Source organism: Ectopseudomonas composti (genome assembly GCF_001567565.1).
GTDB classification, from domain to species: Bacteria; Pseudomonadota; Gammaproteobacteria; order Pseudomonadales; family Pseudomonadaceae; genus Aquipseudomonas; species Aquipseudomonas composti_A.
Genome location: NZ_LSSW01000021.1, coordinates 279,354 through 295,703, shown reverse-complemented (window position 1 = coordinate 295,703; position 16,350 = coordinate 279,354). Strand labels below are relative to the sequence as shown.

Sequence of the window (16,350 nt, the reverse complement as noted above, 5' to 3'; positions counted from 1 at the left end):
CACGAGACACTCAGACTATGGGTGGGGCTTTAGCCGCGACTGTTTCTAGCCCACCACCTCGGCGATGACCGCGAGGGTATCACCCCCTTTCACCAGGCCCGGAAAGTGCCGGGCAGCGAGCAGGCCGCTGCGTTTGGCGCGGTACTCTCTGGCCGGCTCGCCGGTGCGGCGCGCGCTGTGCACACGGGCGATTACCTCGCCTTTTTCCACCGTATCGCCAAGGTCGCGGCACATCTCCAGCAGGCCGTCATCCTCGCTGGCGACGAAGCAGTCGCCGTCGGGCATGTCGAGCATCACCGACTCGCCGGCTTCGATCTCGCCCTGCAGCAGGCCGAAATGGATCAGCAGGTTGCGCACGCCGCGCTCGGCGATGGCCAGGCTCTTCGCCGTGCTGCTGCCGCCGCCACCCAGTTCGGTGGTGACGAATACCTTGCCCTGCTCCTCGGCGGCGGTGTCGTACATACCCACCGCGTCCAGCTCCAGCATGCGCATGCAGTAGGGCGCCGCGAAGGCGCGCATGCCGGCGGCGCAGGCGGCGTCCTGGCTCTTGTCCGGCAGCATGTGGCAGGCGGCGAAGGGCAGAAAATCCAGGGTCTTGCCACCGGAGTGAATGTCCAGCACCACATCGGCCAGTGGCAACAGGGTGCGCTGGAAGTAGTCGGCGATCTTCTGCGTCACCGTGCCGTCCGGTTTGCCGGGGAAGCTGCGGTTGAGGTTGCCCTGGTCGATCGGTGAGGTACGGCTGCCGGCCTGCACCGCCGGGGTGTTCATGAACGGCACGATGATCACCCGGCCAGTGACGTCCTCAGCGCGCAGGCGCTGGGCCAGCTTGCTCAGGGCCAGCGGGCCTTCGTACTCGTCGCCATGATTGCCCCCGGTGAGCAGCGCGGTGGGGCCGTTGCCATTCTTCACCACGGTCAGCGGAATCATCACCGCGCCCCAGGCCGAATCGTCGCGGGAATAGGGCAGCTTGAGGAAGCCGTGTTGCACACCGTCACGGTCGAAATCGACCGTGGGGCTGATGGGGTTGTCGCGCAGTTGGGTCATGCTCGGGCCTTCAATATGAAACTCATTGTGGGAGGGGCTTTAGCCGCGACTGGAAAACTTCGCGGCTAAAGCGGATCGCCGCCCAGCCGCTCCTACAGGTGGAGCGGCAGCCGAGGATCAATCCTTCACGAACAGCTTGCGCGGCACGTCGCAGAAGGTTTCCACGCCGCCGTCGGTGATCAGGATCGACTCGGTGATTTCCAGCCCCCAGTCGTCCAGCCACAAGCCGGGCATGAAGTGGAAGGTCATCCCCGGTTGCAGCACGCTCTCGTCACTGGGGCGCAGGCTCATGGTGCGCTCGCCCCAGTCCGGCGGATAACTGACCCCGATGGGATAGCCGCAGCGGCTGTCCTTGTGGATGCCGAACTTCTCCAGCACCTTGAAGAAGGCGCGGGCGATATCGCCGGTGGTATTGCCCGGCTTGGCCGCTTCCAGGCCGGCGGCGATGCCTTCGACCACGGCCTTCTCGCCGTCGAGGAAATGCTGCGGCGGCTTGCCCAGGTAGATGGTGCGCGACAGCGGGCAGTGGTAGCGCTTGTAGCAGCCGGCGATCTCGAAGAAGGTACCGGCGCCGCTCTGCATCGGCGAGTCGTCCCAGGTCAGGTGCGGCGCACTGGCATCGGCGCCGGTGGGCAACAGCGGCACGATGGCCGGGTAGTCGCCACCGTGGCCGTCGGCACCGAGGATGCCAGTACGGTAGATCTCGGCGACCAGCTCGTTCTTGCGCAGGCCCGGCTCGATCTTGTCGAAGATCGCCGCGTGCATCTTCTCGACGATCTTCGCCGCGATGCGCATGTAGCCGATCTCGGTGGGCGACTTGATCGCCCGCTGCCAGTTGACCAACGCGGTGGTATCGACGAAGCGTGCGTTGGGCAGGTTGCGCTGCAGCGAGTCATAGGCGGCGGCGCTGAAGTAGTAGTTGTCCAGCTCGACACCGATGGTGAGCGTGTCCCAACCACGCGCGACAATGACCTCCTTGGACAGGTAGTCCATCGGGTGGCGCTCGGTGGACTGCACGTAATGATCGGGGTAGCCGACGATGTTGCTCTGCTTCATGAACACCGTGCGCTTGGCGCCGTTGGCGTCCTGGCCACGGCCATACCAGACCGGCTCGCCATCGAGCGCCAGCAGCACGCACTGGTGCACGTAGAACGACCAGCCGTCATAGCCGGTGAGCCAGGCCATGTTGGACGGGTCGGTGACGATCAATAGCTCGATGCCCCTGGCCTGCATGGCGCTGCGTGTCTTGGCCAGGCGCTGGGCATATTCCTCCCGGCTAAAGGGGAGGTTGACGACGATTTCGGACATGGATGAATCCCCGTGGTTTTTTCGGCTGTGGAAGGGGCTGTTGCCGCGATAAAGCCAGTCACGGCTGAAGCGGAGCGCCGCCCGGCCCCTCCCACAGGTTCATGAATCGAAGTTGAGGCCTTTACCGGCCTGCCGCGCACGCTGATAGGCAAGGCTGGCGATGGCGGTGTCCTGGGCGCCAGTGCCGGTCAGGTCGCACAGGGTGATTTGCTCGGGCGCGGTACGCCCCGGACGCTGGCCGGCAATGACCTGGCCGAGTTCGGCGAAGTCGGCGTCGGCAGCCACCAGGCCGGCGGCAATGGCGTGATGCAGCTCACCCAGCACGCGGGTCTGACTCAGACGGTCGGCGACATAGGTGTCGACCCGCGCCAGCACCGCCGGGGCGATCTCGTTCTTGTGCTCGGCATCCGAGCCCATGGCGGTGATGTGCAGGCCAGGGCGCAGGTGCTGCGGCTGGAGCAGCGGCTCGCGGCTCGGTGTGGTGGTGATGGCGATAGCGGCACCGTCCAGCGCCGCGTCGACGCTATCCACCGCGCGCGCATCGTCGAGTTCGGCGGCCATGGCGCGGGCCTTGGCCGGGTCGCGCGCCCAGATACGCACCTCGCTTACATCGCGCACCAGGCGTAGGGCCTGCAACTGCAGGCGCGCCTGCTCGCCGGCACCGAGGACGGCGACCACCCTGGCGTCTTCACGGGCCAGCCATTTGGCAGCGATGGCACCCGCGGCGGCGGTGCGCACGGCGGTGAGATAACCGTTGTCCAGCAGCAGCGCATCGGCCAGGCCGGTCTGCGCCGAGAACAGCATCATCAGGCCGTTGAGGCTGGGCAGGCCGAGCTTGGGGTTGTCGAAGAAACCGGGGCTGACCTTGATCGCGAAATGCGCCACACCGGGCAGGTAGGCGGTCTTCACGTCCACCTCGCCGTTATGCTCGGGCACGTCCAGACGCAGGATCGGCGGCATCGCCACGGCAGCGGTGGCGAGCAGGCGGAAGGCGTTTTCCACCACGGCAAGGCTGTCAGTGTCGAGGCCGACGCAATCGCGCAGGTCGGCCTGGTTGAGAATCAAGGTCTTGGCCATGGGAGTTCCTCAGGCGTCAGCGCCATTGAGCACGCGCAGGTGCTGGTCGATATCGATATTGCGGCCGCTGATCACCACCACCACCGGGCCGCGCGGCTCGATCAGGCCATCGAGCAGAGCGGCGATACCGACAGCGGCGGCGCCCTCGATTACCAGCCGCTCCTCGCGGTAGGCGTGGCGGATGCCACGGGCGATGGACGCCTCGTCGAGCAGATGAACCTGGTCACACAGCTCGCGGGTGATGGCGTAGGTGTAGCGGTTGTCCAGGCCGATGCCGCCGCCGAGTGAATCGGCCAGGGTCGGCAGTTCCTCCACCTCGACCGGCTCGCCGGCCTGCAAACTGGCGTGCATGGCGGCGCCCAGCTGCATGCTGATGCCGTGGGTGCGAATGGCCGGGCTGGCCGCCTTGATCGCCAGCGCCACGCCGGCGAACAGACCGCCGCCGGACAGCGGCACCAGTACTTCGCAAACGTCCGGGCACTGCTCGAGAATTTCCAGGCCCAGGCTGCCCTGGCCGGCGATCACGTGCGGGTGGTCGAACGGCGGGATGAATGCGGCGCCCTGCTCGCGGGCGATACGCAGCGCTTCGAGCTGAGCGTCGTCCTGACTGCGGCCGCTGATCACCACCTCGGCGCCCAGTTCACGAATCGCACGCACCTTGTTCTGCGGCACCAGTTCGGAGAGGCAGACGATGGCCTTCACGCCCAGCTGCGCGGCGGCGAAGGCCAGGGCGCGGCCGTGATTACCGGTGGACGCGGTGACCACGCCGCAGCGCTTGTGCTCGGCATCCAGCTGCGCCACCGCATTGCTCGCACCACGTAGCTTGAAACTGCCGGTGGCCTGCTGCGACTCCAGCTTCAGCCACACCGGCACGCCAGCCAGACGGCTCAGACTCGGCGAATGCTCCAGCGGTGTCTGACGCACCAGACCGGCGATACGCTGGCGGGCCTGAAGCAGATCATCGAAGTGGATGGAAGACATGGCGCACATTCCGTGAAGGTGTGCGACCGAGTGTATGAGCGGGAAATTGAGTGACCGAATGTACTAGGACGATTTTTTACTGGTGGGCTTCAAGAGGTGGACATCGGTGCGTTTGCGTAGGGTGCGCTGTGCGCACCGATGCAACGCGCAAGCACCGGTGCAAACCACTCCCGGATTTCATCCGGCTACAAGAGCCCTCTCCCGCAAGCGGGAGAGGGGGCTTAATCCGCTCGCCGTCGAGTCCGTGGGGTGGATCACGCTTTATCGATCAACCGAACCATCGATCCACCGTTGCGGTGGACGTGGAAAGCGACGTCCACCCTACAGCCACTTAGAAATCATGCACCTTCGGGTACTGCCCAAACACGTCGCGGACGATCTGCACGCCCTGGCGCATCTTCGCCTCGCTGCATTCGGCGCCGACGCACAGCCGCACCGCACGCGGCCTGGGCATGCCGGGCGGGACGAACGGATCGGGCAGGGTCAGTGCCACGTTACGCCGACGCAGCTCGCGCAGCAGACCGTCGGTTTCCCAGCCTTCGGGCACGCGCAGCCAGCTGTTGAGCGAATAGGGATGGTTGCCGATCAGGTGCTCGCCCAGCTCCTGCTCCACCAAAGCCTGCCGGTTGGCCAGCAACTGGCGCTGCAGCTGTACCAGCTCCTCGGCCTCGCCGGAGTCGATCCAGCGCGTGGCGATTTCACCCAGCAGCGACGGCGCCATCCAGCTGTTGACCCGCAGGATGCTCTCGGTGCGCAGCGCCAGGCGCTTGGGCATCACCAGGTAGCCGATGCGCAGGCCGGTGAGCACCGACTTGGTCATGCTGGTGCAGTAGAACGACAGTTCCGGCGCGTAATGACTGAGCGGCCGTGTGCTCTGCTGACCGGCCAGCAGCGGGCCGTAGACGTCGTCCTCGATGATGTACACGCCATAGCGGCGGGCGATCTCGGCAATCTCGCGGCGGCGCTCGTCGGGCATCAGCGCGCTGGTGGGGTTGTTCAGATTGGGCGTGCAGACCAGCGCGGTGATCCGTTCGTTGCCGCACATGTCCTCGAAGTGCTCGGGGTTCAGCCCGTAGCGATCCATCTCCAGGCCCTTGAGGGTGAAACCGAGCACCTGCGAGCTGCCGATGGCGCCGTGGTCGGTCAGGCCTTCGCAGAGCACCACGTCATCCGGGCCGGCCAGCGTCGCCAGGGCGAGGAAGATTCCGTGGGCCGCGCCGCTGGTCAGCAGCACGTCCTCGATACCCACGTCCATGCCCAGGCGCGCCAACCAGCGCACTGCGGACTCACGCTGGTGCTGCATGCCGGCAATCGGGCGGAAGGCGTGAATCCACGGCTGATCCGGCTCCTGCGCCAGTTCCAGGCAGGTCTGTCGCCACAGGCGGTCGTGGGCGTCGGTGTGCAGGATGCGCGCGTTGGAAAAGTCCATCAGCGCCTGCTCGCTACGATCGAGCATGCTGGTGGCCACACGCTCGCTGGTACGCCGCGAGACGAAGCTGCCACGGCCCACTTCGCAGCGCACGCGGCCCTGGCGCTCCAGCTCCTTGTAGGCGTTGGTCACGGTCTGCACGCTGATGCCCAAGGCGTCGGAGACCTGACGCTGCGGAGGCAACCGTTGGCCATCGATCAGGGTACCCTGTTCGATGTCGGCGGCGACCGCCTGGACCAGCAGCTTGTATTTCGATTCGCCCGGGCGAGCGTTGGCCAGGGCTTTCTTCCAGTTATGCATCGATGGTTCCCTGTGGCGACTGCATGCCAGCATCCCGCGTGAGGCATTGCGATTCAATTGTCCTAGTGCAATGCCGTAGCGAAAAAAGCCTTTGTATGCTCGGGCCAAGGGTGGAAAACAGTGCCTCGGCAACTCAGAACAACACCACCCGGCGCAGACCTGCTGCGCACCAACGCTCTTGATTTACCTGCCTCCTAACACAGCACGCCGCCGTTGGCGGACTACAAAAAAACAGGAGAACACCAAGATGAGTAGCGTTATTCCCTCCCGCTTCGGCCGCCTCGCGCTGGCCTGCGCCCTGCTCACCGGCCTCGCTGCCGGCGCCCAGGCCTCGACTCTGGACAAGGTCAAGGACAGCAGCAGCGTGCGCATCGGCTACGCCAACGAAACGCCCTTCGCCTACACCGCCCTCGACGGCAGCGTCACTGGCGAGTCGCCGGAGATCGTCAGGAAGATCTTCGAGCGCATGGGCGTCGAGAAGATCAACCCGGTGCTCACCGAGTGGGGCTCGCTGATCCCCGGGCTGCGCGCCAGCCGCTTCGACCTGATCGCCGCCGGCATGTACATCACCCCCGAGCGTTGCAAGCAGGTGCTGTTCACCGACCCGCACTACCAGCTGCCCGATACCTTGCTGGTGAAAACCGGCAACCCGAAAGACCTGCACAGCTACGACGACATCGCCAAGAGCGGGGCCAAGGTGGCGATCATGTCCGGCACGGTGAACCTGGGCTATGCCCGCAGCGCCGGCATCACCGATGAGCAGATCCTCCAGGTACCGGACACCACCGCGCAGCTGCAGGCCGTGCGCGCCGGCCGTGCCGATGCCGCAGTCGGCACCCAGCTGACCATGAAGGGCCTGGCCGACAAGGGCGGCGACGGCGTCGAAGCCATCGCCGAATTCAAGGACGACCCATCCCACACCGGCTACGGTGCGCTGGCCTTCCGCCCGGAAGACAAGGACCTGCGCGATGCGGTCAATGCCGAGCTGAAGAAATGGATCGGTAGCGAAGAGCACCTGGCCACGGTCAAACCCTTCGGCTTCGACCAGTCCAACATCACCGACAAGACCGCCGCCGAACTCTGCGGCCAGTAATGAACGGATCACGCCGCGCACCCCGGTGCGTGGCGCCTTTCCGTGCATAAAGCGGTAGACATTCATGACCGATCTTCTTCCCCTGCTGCTGCAAGGCGCCTGGGTCACCGTGCAAGTCACCTTCTGGGGCTCGCTGCTGGCCATCGTCAGCGCAGTCATTGCCGCCCTCGGCCGGCTGTCGCCGATTGGCCCGCTGCGCTGGCTGGCGATCACCTACATCGAGATCTTCCGCGGCACTTCGCTGCTGGTGCAGCTGTTCTGGCTGTATTTCGTGCTGCCGATGCCGCCGTTCAACGTCGAGATGAGCGCCTTCACCGTGGCCGTCGTCGGCCTCGGCCTGCACATCGGCGCCTATGGCGCGGAGGTGATGCGCGGCGCCATCCGCTCGGTGGCCAAGGGTCAGTACGAGGCCTGTACCGCGCTGAACATGCGCCCGTCCAAACGCTTCCTGCGCATCATCCTGCCGCAGGCGCTGCTGGCGGCGATTCCACCGGGTACCAACCTGCTGATCGAGTTGCTGAAGAACACCTCGCTGGTGTCGCTGATCACCCTGTCTGACCTGGCCTTCCGCGCCCGTCAGCTGGACCAGGCGACCTTCATGACCCTGGAGATCTTCGCCCTGGCCCTGCTGCTGTATTTCCTCATGGCCCAGGTGATCAACCTCGGCATGCGCCTGCTGGAAAGGCACCTGAGCCGTGGCCGGATGCGCGGAGGCCTGCAATGAACTTCTTCGACTGGAACTTCGCCCTGAGCATCCTCCCGGATCTGCTCAAGGCCTCGCTCAATACCCTGCTGATCACCTTCGCCGGCTTCGCCATCGCCATCGTCGTTGGCCTGCTGCTGGCCATCGCCCGGCGCAGCAGGCTCCTGTGGTTGTCCTGGCCGGTGGCCGGGCTGATCGAATTCATCCGCAGCACGCCGCTGCTGATCCAGGTGTATTTCCTGTTCTACGTATTCCCCAACTACGGGCTCAACCTCACTGCGCTGCAGGCGGGCATCCTCGGCATCGCCCTGCACTACGCCTGCTACACCGCCGAGGTGTACCGCGCCGGCCTCGACGCAGTGCCGCGCGGCCAGTGGGAGGCGGTGACGGCGCTGAACATGTCGCCACTGTCGGCGTATCGGCAGATCATCCTGCCGCAGGCGCTGCGACCAATCCTGCCGGCGCTGGGCAATTACCTGGTGGCCATGCTCAAGGACACTCCGGTGCTGTCGGCGATCACCGTGGTGGAGATCATGCAGCAAGCCAAGAACATCGGCTCGGAGAGCTTCCGCTACCTCGAGCCCATCACCATGGTCGGTATTTTCTTCCTGCTGCTGAGCCTGGCCCTGGCCTGGTGCGTGCGGCGCATGGAAGATCGCCTGGAGGTCACTGCCCGATGACCTTCCTAAGAGCCTGCTCAAAGGCTCGCGAGCTAGAGCAATGCAAGGCAAAAACGAGTGAGGAAGCGGAGTTTGCTGGAGCAAATGAGCATTCCGAACTCGTTTTTAACGCCGCAGTGCCGACGCACAGCAGCCTTTGACAGGCTCTTAACAATTCGCCAGCCGCTGCAGGAGTTTTTCATGACCCAGCCCATCGTCCGCTTCAGTGACGTGACCAAGCGTTACGGCAACCTTACCGTGCTCAACAAGCTCAACCTCGACGTCGCCCCCGGCGAGAAGGTGGCGATCATCGGCCCCAGCGGCTCGGGCAAGTCGACCCTGCTGCGTGCGCTGATGACCCTGGAGAGCATCGATGAAGGGGTGATCGCCGTCGATGACGAGCCGCTCACCCACATGCCCGGGCGCGATGGGCGCCTGGTGCCGGCCAGCGCCAGCCACCAGCGCAAGGTGCGCGGCAAGATCGGCATGGTGTTCCAGAGTTTCAACCTGTTCCCGCACATGTGCGCGCTGCAGAACGTGATCGAGGCGCCGATGCAGGTGCTCGGCATGAGCAGGAAGGAAGCCAGCGAGCGTGGCGAGGAGCTGCTGGCGATGGTCGGCCTCGGCGAAAAACTGCGTCACTACCCCTCGCAGCTCTCCGGTGGCCAGCAGCAGCGCGTGGCCATCGCCCGCGCACTGGCGATGCGGCCGAAGGTGATGCTGTTCGACGAGGTGACCTCGGCGCTCGACCCGGAGCTGTGCGGCGAAGTGCTCAACGTGATTCGCCGCCTGGGCAGCGAGCACAACCTGACCATGCTGATGGTCACCCACCAGATGGGCTTCGCCCGCGAATTCGCCGATCGTGTGTGCTTCTTCCACCAGGGCTGCATCCACGAGCAGGGCACGCCGGATCAGCTATTCGGCAACCCGCAGCAGGAGCGAACGCAGGCCTTTCTCAGTGCAGTGAACGAAGCCCACTGAGACGCCCGGCGCATGTGGCAGGCGCTGCAGCGGCGACGGGACAGCCGCCACTACGACCACATGGATGCAGGAGGTAGAGCGAAGCAGGATGCCGGAGCCGACAGCCCACAAAAGCGACCGCCACAGCAATTTTCTCTGACACTTCGTAGGAGCGGCTTTAGCCGCGATTTTTCGCGGATGAATCCGCTCCTACAGAATCACGGCAATCCATTGGCATGCGTCAGCGAGACTAACGCTGCTGCCGCGCCTTGATCGCCGCCAGCATCTTCTGCGCCAGCGCCGCGTAGTCGCCGTCGAAGTGGTGGCCGCCTTTGATCATCAGGTGCTCGCCCGGGGCACCGGCTTCGGTGCAGCCACTGTCGGCGGCTTCTTCGCTGCCGTAGATGCAATACACCTTGGCCGCCGGCACCTTGCGCAGTTCGGGGCCGGTGGCCGCTTCCGCACCGTCCTTGCCGAGCCAGCCGCTGACGGCGATCTCGAAACTGCCGCTGCGGGCGAAGGCCAGCAGCAGCATGGCGTCGACCTGCTGCTGATCACTAACCGGCAGGCGGTTGTAGATCGCCGGCAGCACGTCGGCGCCGAAGGAGTAGCCGGCCAGCACGAAGCGCTTCACATGCCACTTGTCGCGGTACTGCTGCATCAGCCGCGACAGGTCGGCGGCGCTCTGCTCCGGACTCTTGTGCTGCCAGTAGTAACGCAGGGTATCGATACCCACCACCGGATAACCGGCAGCAGCCATGTATTCGGCAGAGGCGCGGTCCAGATCGCGCCAGCCGCCGTCCCCGGAATAGAACAGGGTCAGGGTATCGGCCGGTTGCGCCGAGGGATGTTCGATTACCGGCATCGCCGCGCCCTGGCCGGCGAGCATCTGCTGCAGCTGATCAGCCAACAACGTTGGCAGCGGCGTACCCAGCGTGCCGATGCGCGACTCGCCGTTGCTCTGCTCACGCAGGAAGCGCGCGTTGTCATCACCCGGATTGTCGTTCCACAAAGCGATCCAGTGGCCATGCTCGGCCTTATCCGGCAAGGGGTCGGCGCAATCGGGCTTGGCCAGGTCGAAGCCGACCGAAAGTGCCTGAGCCTGATCATCGTGCTGCGCCGCCAGCCAGCGCCAGGCCGTAGCCGCCGCTGGGCCGACACCCGCCACCAGGGTCGGCGCGCCGCCCAGGCGCTCGCTAGCCTGGCTGAGCAACTGCTGTTGCGCCTTGCAGTCGCCCGCGACGAAGGGCAATTGCAGCAAACGCAGATCGCCTGCCTCGGCAAGCCGCCGTAACCTGGTTTCGTCCAGCGCCTGGCCAGCCGACGCGATCACCAACACGCGCTGGCGCGCCTCGCCCTGACTGAGCAGTTGCGCCGACGCGCCTTGTATCTGCAGCGTCTCGATGCGGGTCGCCCCGCGCGTCGACCACCACCAACCCGCAGCGCCAGCCGCCAGGGCCGCCACCAGCAGCAATCCGCCCAGCGTCCTAATCGTCTTGCTCATCTCAACGCCTCACCAGTCCACCCAGGCCGCCCGCGATCAACGTCGCGGTATCGGCCAATGCCATCCAGGGGTCGAGCCCGGCCGGCACGGCCAGGTAACGCGGCTCCCACTGCGGCAGGAACTTGTCCTTGAAGCGGCGCAGCCCCTGGAAGTTGTAGAAACTTTCACCGCGATCGAACACCAGTGCGCCCAGGCGCAGCGGCAGCGGCGCGCCCTTGCGCGTCTGCAGGCCGGCCAGCGGCACCATGCCGAGGCTGAAGCGCGCATAGCCCTCGCTCTGGAACTGCTGGATCAGGCCGAGCATGAGGAACTCCATGGTCGACTTCGGCGCATCCGGCAGCACGCGCATCAGATCGAGGCTGGCCACCGCGCGCGTCTCGCATTCGAGCAGGTTGGCGAAAGCCACGGCGCGGCCCTCGAAACGCACCACCACGACGCGGAAATGCGCCAGGTACTCGGGGCTGAAACGGCCCAGGGAAAAGCCCTTCTCGCGCACGTTCTTGCCCTGCAGCCAGGCGCTGGAAATGCTCTGCAGTTCGTCCAGAGGCACCTGGCCAGGAGCGTGAAATTCCAGGCTCAGGCCATCGCGCTGGCCACGGTTCCAGGTATAGCGCAGGGCCTTCATTTCCTTGCCGTTGCTGGCCAGGTCGAAGGTCTTCAGGTCCACCAGTGCCTCTTCGCCCAGTTTCAGCGCGGTCAGGCCGATATCGACGTAGCCCGGCAGGTTCTCCGCGCGCACCTGGTAGAACACCGGCCGCGCATGGTGGCGGTCGCACAGGTCGCGGAACTGCCAGATCAGCTCGGCACGCGCGGCGCTCGGCCCGATCGGATCGAACAGCGCCACCAGGCTGCGCCCACGACGGGCGTACATCAGAAACGCATCGCCATCGGGGTGGAACAGCAGCGCCTTGTCGCCACTCAGGGCCAGGCTACCCTCCGGCTGCCGTGAGGCCTGGACGATGGCGCGGGCACGCAGCAGCGCGGCTTCGTCCGGCAGGCTGATGCTGGGCGGCGTGGCGCGCAGCAGCCAGGTCAGACCGACCGCCAGCAACACCAGCGCACTGCCCAGCGCCGCACGCAGGCCGCGCGGTGCATTGGCATCGAGCTCGAACTGCCACCACAGCTGATGGCTGTAGGCGACATCCTGATAGGCGAACAGCAGCAGCCAGACCGAGGCGGCGATCACACCAACCGTGGCCGCCAGGCCCAGGCCGGACGCAGGCACCTCCATCAGTCGGCTGCGGCGGTAGAACTCACGGCGAAACAGTGCCAGCAGGCCGGCGATGACCGCCAGGGCGAGCGCCTCCGGCCAGTCGAAGCCCTTGAGCAGCGACAGCACCACGCCCAGGCAGAGCAACACCAGGGTCAAGGCCCAGGCCGCCGACAGGCGCCGACGCAAGCCTTGCGCCAGCAGCAGGCAGAGCGTGCCCACCAGGCTGGCGGCCAGGTGCGAGGCGGCGATCAATTGCGGCGGCATGAGAAAGCCCAGTGCTTCCAGATGCTCGTCCATGGTCGGCGTCACCCCGGAAAACAACAGCAGCGTGCCGGCACAGAACACCAGCAACGCCAGCACAGGCACCGCCATGCCACTGGCAACACGTGCCACCTGGCGCGGGAACCACAGACGGCGAGCCTCGGCAGCGAGCAACAGCAGCCCAGCGCTTACCAGTGGCAGCACCACATAGAGCAGGCGATAGAGCAGCATGGCCGCAACCAGCCCGGCCGGGTCGATGCGCGAGGAAAAGGCCGCCAGCAGCACCGCCTCGAACACCCCGACGCCGCCCGGCACATGGCTGAGCACCCCGGCCGCCAGCGCCAGCATGTAGATCAGCACGAACGAGGAAAAAGGCGGCGCGTCGGGCAACAACAGGTACAGCACGCTGGCGGCGATCAATACGTCGAGACTGCTGATCAGCAACTGCGTCAGGCTCATGCGCGCGCCCGGCAGACGCAGGCTGAAACGCCCGAAATCCACCTGCCAGCAGCCGGGAGCAGGGCGCTCGGCCAGACGTTTGCGGCTCACCAGCAACACCAGGGCCAACGCCCCGACCAGCACGGCGACGGCTAGCACCGCCAACAACGGCTGGGGCAGGTGTAGCGCAGCGGCGGCGTCCTCCAGGTCGAACAGCGCCGCCAGCGCCGCGAGAATCGGCAGACTGACGCCAAGCGACAGGCTGGCGAACAGGCTCATGCGCGCCACATCGCCCGCACCCAGGCCGCTGCGCCCATACAGGCGATAACGTACCGAACCGCCGGACAGCGCCGACAGGCCGATGGCATTGCCGATGGCGAAGGCGCAGAAACCGCCCAACGCCAGGATCGGTGGCGGCAGATGGACGTTGGCATAACGGCTGGCCGACCACTCGTAGGCGAGCATCACCACAAAGCCCAGCACGGTTGCCAGCAAGGCGCCGAGCAGCGCCTGCGGCGGCACGGCGGCCAGCGAATCACGCACCTGATCCGGGTTGATCTCGCGCACCAGATGCCAGCAGGCGAGCAGCGCCACGCCGAACAGCAGCAGCGACAGACCGAGGCCGATCAGGTGACGGTTGCGTTGCAGCCAGCCGGGTTGTGAAGGGGGTAGAAGATCAGGCGCGTCAGCGCCCTGGATGGGAAGATCGGGTACCGCTCGACTCATGTCGAAAACGCCTCTGATGGACGCACCCTCGGAGTGAGGTTTTGATCAGAGTGTAGATGTAACAGAATGTTCCATTGATCTGAAACATTCGAGCGGCATGCAGTCGCTCAGGCCTCGCCGAGAAAACGCAGGCCCGCCCCTTCGGCATCCACACGCACCACTTCCATCTTCAATACCGGCGCGGGGAAGGGCAGATCCTGCACCTGGCCGGTCACCTCGGTGCCGACCGACAGGCCCGCCATATCCGGGTGCTTCACGTAGACGCCACTATCGGACAGGTCACGGGTCTGTGCCAGCAACTCACCGAAACTGGGGTGGCTGATCTTGATCCGGCACTTCATCGGGGTACGCACCTGCTGACGCTGGTTCGACATGGAGGCTCCGGGCTGGGCTGACGATGCAGCCTTTAATAGCGCAAAACCGAATCAATTCCCAATGGTCGACGGAAAAAAGGCGCCATCAAGGCGCCTTCGTTCAGCATCGCGCTCGCAAGCAGTACGTCAGTACCACTTCGCCTCGCCATCGGGGCGTTTCTTGAAGCGCTTCATGCTCCACATGTACTGGCTCGGGTAGGTACGCACATAACGCGCGATCACCTCACTCATTGCCGCCACGCCCTCTTCCACGTCCTCGCTGTACATGCCCTGCGGCGCGGCCTCGAGAATCACCTTGTAGCCGCTGCCGTCGTCCAGGCGCACAGCATGCAGGAACACCCCGACTGCCTTGCCACCCGCCAGCATGCCCGGCACGAACTTGCTGGTCAGCGCAGTGGTGCCGAGGAAGGGCACGAACACCCCCGCCGAACGGCTCGGTTCCGGGTCGGCCGGAATACCCACGGAACCGCCCGAGCGCACTTCCTTGATGATGCGCAGGATGCCTTCCTTGGTCGACGGCGCTACACGGTTGCCCATCTGCACGCGCTGCTGCTGTAGCAGCTCGTCGACTGCCTTGAGCTTCGGCGGGCGATAGAAAACGATCGGTTTGCACTGACGACCATAGAAGTGATTGAGCACCTCCCAGTTGCCCAGATGGCTGGTGATGCCGACCACTCCCTTGCCCGAGGCCAGCGCCTGTTGCAGTACCTCCAGGCCTTCCACTTCGCGCACCAGTTCGAGCGATTTGTGCGCCGGCCAGATCCAGGCACAGGCGCTTTCGGTCAGCGTCTTGCCGATGTCCTTGAGGCTTTGCCCAAGCAGGCGCTCGCGCTCGGCCTCGCTGAGCTCGGGGAAGCACTTGGCCAGGTTGATGCGCGCCACGTCGCGCGAGCTGTTCGGCAGCTTCCACATCAGCCAGCCGATGGCGTTGCCCGCGGCCTGCACGGCACGCCAGGGCAGCAGCGCGAACAGGCGCAAAAAGCCGACCACCAGGGCGCCCTTGAGTTTTTCCACGACAGACTCCAACCGCTCAGAAAAACGTCAATTGTAGCGATGGGGGGCAATGCAGTCAGTACAGGCCGGTCCGAAGCCTTTGCTGCAGGTCACGTTCATAGGCCTCGACGTCGAACTCCTCATAGATGCAGCGGAAGATATCGCCGGCACTGGGCAGGCTGGCGCGCTCGACCTGGCGGGCGGCATCCCACAGGCCCGAACGCAGCGCCGCCTTGGAGCACTGGAAGTAGCAGCTGTCGATATGAATACGCAGCGCGCTGCGTGGCAACTTGCCCTGGGCACGACCCAGTTCCAGCAGCTCGGGATCCAGGGATATCTCGGCACGGCCGTTGACCCGCAGGCTCTCGCCGACACCCGGAATCAGGAACAGCAACGCCACCTGCGGGTTCTGCACGATGTTGCGCAGGCTGTCGATGCGGTTGTTGCCGGGGCGATCCGGCAGCAGCAGGGTCTGATCGTCGAGGATGTGCACGAAACCGGGCGCATCGCCACGCGGCGAACAATCCAGACCATCGGGGCCAACGCTGGCCAGAACCACGAAGGGCGACGCCTCGATCAGCGCACGGTAGGGTGCGATCAGTCGGGGCAGCTCCTTGCGCCGCGAGCGTTCGTGGCTTTCGCCGTACAGTGCCAGCAATTGATCCAGTGTGGTGATGGTGGTCATGGCGCCCTCAGTTGCGCATAGCGGTCGCAGTCGGTGGTGTGGTCCATCACCATACCCGTGGCCTGCATGAAGGCATAGCAGATGGTCGGGCCGACGAAGGTGAAGCCGGCCTTCTTCAGCGCCTTGCTCATCGCCTCGGCCTCGGGCGTTACCGCCGGCATCAGGCTGCGATCACTGAAGTGGTTGATCTTCGGCACGCCGCCAACGAACGACCAGAGCCAGGTCACCGGATCCTCCAGCTTCAGCCAGGCCTGAGCGTTCTGGCGTACGGCCTTGAGCTTGAGGCGATTGCGGATGATGCCCGGGTCCTGCATCAGCACCTCGATCTCTTCATCGCGCAGGCGCGCCAGACGCTCGGGATCGAACCCATGCAACACCTGGCGATAACGCTCGCGCTTCTTCAGCACGGTGATCCACGACAGCCCGGCCTGCGCGCCTTCGAGCAGCAGCATCTCGAACAGATGACCGGCATCGCGCTGCGGCACTCCCCACTCCTCGTCGTGATAAGCCTGGTAGAGCGGATCGTCGGTACACCAGAAGCAGCGGGGCATGGCTGTGGGCCTCGGTCAGGGTCGAAGCGATGACTATAGCGGCAAAAT

General features: G+C 65.4%; 15 protein-coding genes. 4 read left to right on the top strand and 11 right to left on the bottom strand.

Features of this window, described 5'->3' with window-relative positions; translation table 11 throughout:
* Window positions 1–45: 45 nt before the first annotated feature.
* The 5 genes from doeB to ehuR all read right to left on the bottom strand — a co-directional run bounded on the left by doeB (window position 46) and on the right by ehuR (window position 6,142).
* Complete coding sequence (gene doeB, locus PCLY_RS08595; RefSeq protein ID WP_061238870.1) at window positions 46–1,047, bottom strand: N(2)-acetyl-L-2,4-diaminobutanoate deacetylase DoeB; 1,002 nt, start codon at window positions 1,045–1,047, stop codon at window positions 46–48.
* A gap of 117 nt (window positions 1,048–1,164) precedes the next feature.
* Entirely contained in the window at window positions 1,165–2,355 is a 1,191-nt protein-coding gene (gene doeA, locus PCLY_RS08590) for an ectoine hydrolase DoeA (RefSeq protein ID WP_061238869.1), read from the bottom strand.
* Between the two features lie 99 nt (window positions 2,356–2,454).
* Entirely contained in the window at window positions 2,455–3,432 is a 978-nt protein-coding gene (eutC, locus tag PCLY_RS08585; RefSeq protein ID WP_061238868.1) for an ectoine utilization protein EutC, read from the bottom strand.
* Window positions 3,433–3,441: 9 nt separating this feature from the next.
* Complete coding sequence (eutB, locus tag PCLY_RS08580) at window positions 3,442–4,413, bottom strand: hydroxyectoine utilization dehydratase EutB (protein ID WP_061238867.1); 972 nt, start codon at window positions 4,411–4,413, stop codon at window positions 3,442–3,444.
* 331 nt (window positions 4,414–4,744) lie between these two features.
* Window positions 4,745–6,142, bottom strand: a complete 1,398-nt coding sequence (gene ehuR / locus PCLY_RS08575; protein ID WP_061238866.1) for a MocR-like ectoine utilization transcription factor EhuR — start codon at window positions 6,140–6,142, stop codon at window positions 4,745–4,747.
* Window positions 6,143–6,389: 247 nt separating this feature from the next.
* Here ehuR and ehuB point away from each other — a divergent pair, with 247 nt between their 5' ends.
* The 4 genes from ehuB (at window position 6,390) to ehuA (ending at window position 9,578) form a co-directional block, all read left to right on the top strand.
* Window positions 6,390–7,235, top strand: a complete 846-nt coding sequence (gene ehuB, locus PCLY_RS08570; protein ID WP_061238865.1) for an ectoine/hydroxyectoine ABC transporter substrate-binding protein EhuB — start codon at window positions 6,390–6,392, stop codon at window positions 7,233–7,235.
* A 64-nt stretch (window positions 7,236–7,299) separates the two neighbouring features.
* Window positions 7,300–7,959, top strand: coding sequence for an ectoine/hydroxyectoine ABC transporter permease subunit EhuC (gene ehuC / locus PCLY_RS08565; protein WP_061238864.1), 660 nt, complete (start codon window positions 7,300–7,302; stop codon window positions 7,957–7,959).
* On the top strand, window positions 7,956–8,618 hold the full coding sequence (ehuD, locus tag PCLY_RS08560; RefSeq protein WP_061238863.1) for an ectoine/hydroxyectoine ABC transporter permease subunit EhuD: 663 nt from the start codon (window positions 7,956–7,958) through the stop codon (window positions 8,616–8,618). The genes ehuC and ehuD overlap by 4 nt, the downstream gene beginning before the upstream one ends.
* A gap of 180 nt (window positions 8,619–8,798) precedes the next feature.
* Window positions 8,799–9,578 carry an ectoine/hydroxyectoine ABC transporter ATP-binding protein EhuA gene (gene ehuA / locus PCLY_RS08555; protein WP_061238862.1) on the top strand — a complete coding sequence of 260 codons (780 nt, stop codon included), beginning with the start codon at window positions 8,799–8,801 and terminating at the stop codon, window positions 9,576–9,578.
* A 229-nt stretch (window positions 9,579–9,807) separates the two neighbouring features.
* Here ehuA and PCLY_RS08550 read toward each other — a convergent pair whose 3' ends face one another.
* From PCLY_RS08550 to PCLY_RS08525, 6 genes are all read right to left on the bottom strand, one after another.
* Entirely contained in the window at window positions 9,808–11,061 is a 1,254-nt protein-coding gene (locus PCLY_RS08550; protein WP_061238861.1) for a virulence factor family protein, read from the bottom strand.
* Between the two features lies 1 nt (window position 11,062).
* A complete protein-coding gene (gene mprF, locus PCLY_RS08545; protein WP_061238860.1) occupies window positions 11,063–13,699 on the bottom strand; it encodes a bifunctional lysylphosphatidylglycerol flippase/synthetase MprF in 2,637 nt (878 codons plus the stop codon).
* Window positions 13,700–13,806: 107 nt separating this feature from the next.
* Window positions 13,807–14,073: a PilZ domain-containing protein gene (locus tag PCLY_RS08540; RefSeq protein ID WP_061238859.1), complete on the bottom strand. Its 267-nt coding sequence runs from the start codon at window positions 14,071–14,073 to the stop codon at window positions 13,807–13,809.
* Window positions 14,074–14,199: 126 nt separating this feature from the next.
* The gene (locus PCLY_RS08535) at window positions 14,200–15,087 is read right to left on the bottom strand and encodes a lysophospholipid acyltransferase (RefSeq protein WP_061238858.1); all 888 of its coding nucleotides are present in this window, start codon (window positions 15,085–15,087) and stop codon (window positions 14,200–14,202) included.
* 55 nt (window positions 15,088–15,142) lie between these two features.
* Entirely contained in the window at window positions 15,143–15,751 is a 609-nt protein-coding gene (locus PCLY_RS08530; RefSeq protein WP_061238857.1) for a pyridoxamine 5'-phosphate oxidase family protein, read from the bottom strand.
* Window positions 15,748–16,302: a DNA-3-methyladenine glycosylase I gene (locus PCLY_RS08525; protein ID WP_061238856.1), complete on the bottom strand. Its 555-nt coding sequence runs from the start codon at window positions 16,300–16,302 to the stop codon at window positions 15,748–15,750. The genes PCLY_RS08530 and PCLY_RS08525 overlap by 4 nt, the downstream gene beginning before the upstream one ends.
* Window positions 16,303–16,350: the final 48 nt, after the last annotated feature.

Excerpts from the sequence above, each read along its gene's own strand:
- doeB (WP_061238870.1), bottom strand. The coding sequence starts at position 1,047 with ATGACCCAACTGCGCGACAACCCCATCAGCCCCACGGTCGATTTCGAC.
- doeA (WP_061238869.1), bottom strand. The coding sequence starts at position 2,355 with ATGTCCGAAATCGTCGTCAACCTCCCCTTTAGCCGGGAGGAATATGCC.
- eutC (WP_061238868.1), bottom strand. The coding sequence starts at position 3,432 with ATGGCCAAGACCTTGATTCTCAACCAGGCCGACCTGCGCGATTGCGTC.
- eutB (WP_061238867.1), bottom strand. The coding sequence starts at position 4,413 with ATGTCTTCCATCCACTTCGATGATCTGCTTCAGGCCCGCCAGCGTATC.
- ehuR (WP_061238866.1), bottom strand. The coding sequence starts at position 6,142 with ATGCATAACTGGAAGAAAGCCCTGGCCAACGCTCGCCCGGGCGAATCG.
- ehuB (WP_061238865.1), top strand. The coding sequence starts at position 6,390 with ATGAGTAGCGTTATTCCCTCCCGCTTCGGCCGCCTCGCGCTGGCCTGC.
- ehuC (WP_061238864.1), top strand. The coding sequence starts at position 7,300 with ATGACCGATCTTCTTCCCCTGCTGCTGCAAGGCGCCTGGGTCACCGTG.
- ehuD (WP_061238863.1), top strand. The coding sequence starts at position 7,956 with ATGAACTTCTTCGACTGGAACTTCGCCCTGAGCATCCTCCCGGATCTG.
- ehuA (WP_061238862.1), top strand. The coding sequence starts at position 8,799 with ATGACCCAGCCCATCGTCCGCTTCAGTGACGTGACCAAGCGTTACGGC.
- PCLY_RS08550 (WP_061238861.1), bottom strand. The coding sequence starts at position 11,061 with ATGAGCAAGACGATTAGGACGCTGGGCGGATTGCTGCTGGTGGCGGCC.
- mprF (WP_061238860.1), bottom strand. The coding sequence starts at position 13,699 with ATGAGTCGAGCGGTACCCGATCTTCCCATCCAGGGCGCTGACGCGCCT.
- PCLY_RS08540 (WP_061238859.1), bottom strand. The coding sequence starts at position 14,073 with ATGTCGAACCAGCGTCAGCAGGTGCGTACCCCGATGAAGTGCCGGATC.
- PCLY_RS08530 (WP_061238857.1), bottom strand. The coding sequence starts at position 15,751 with ATGACCACCATCACCACACTGGATCAATTGCTGGCACTGTACGGCGAA.
- PCLY_RS08525 (WP_061238856.1), bottom strand. The coding sequence starts at position 16,302 with ATGCCCCGCTGCTTCTGGTGTACCGACGATCCGCTCTACCAGGCTTAT.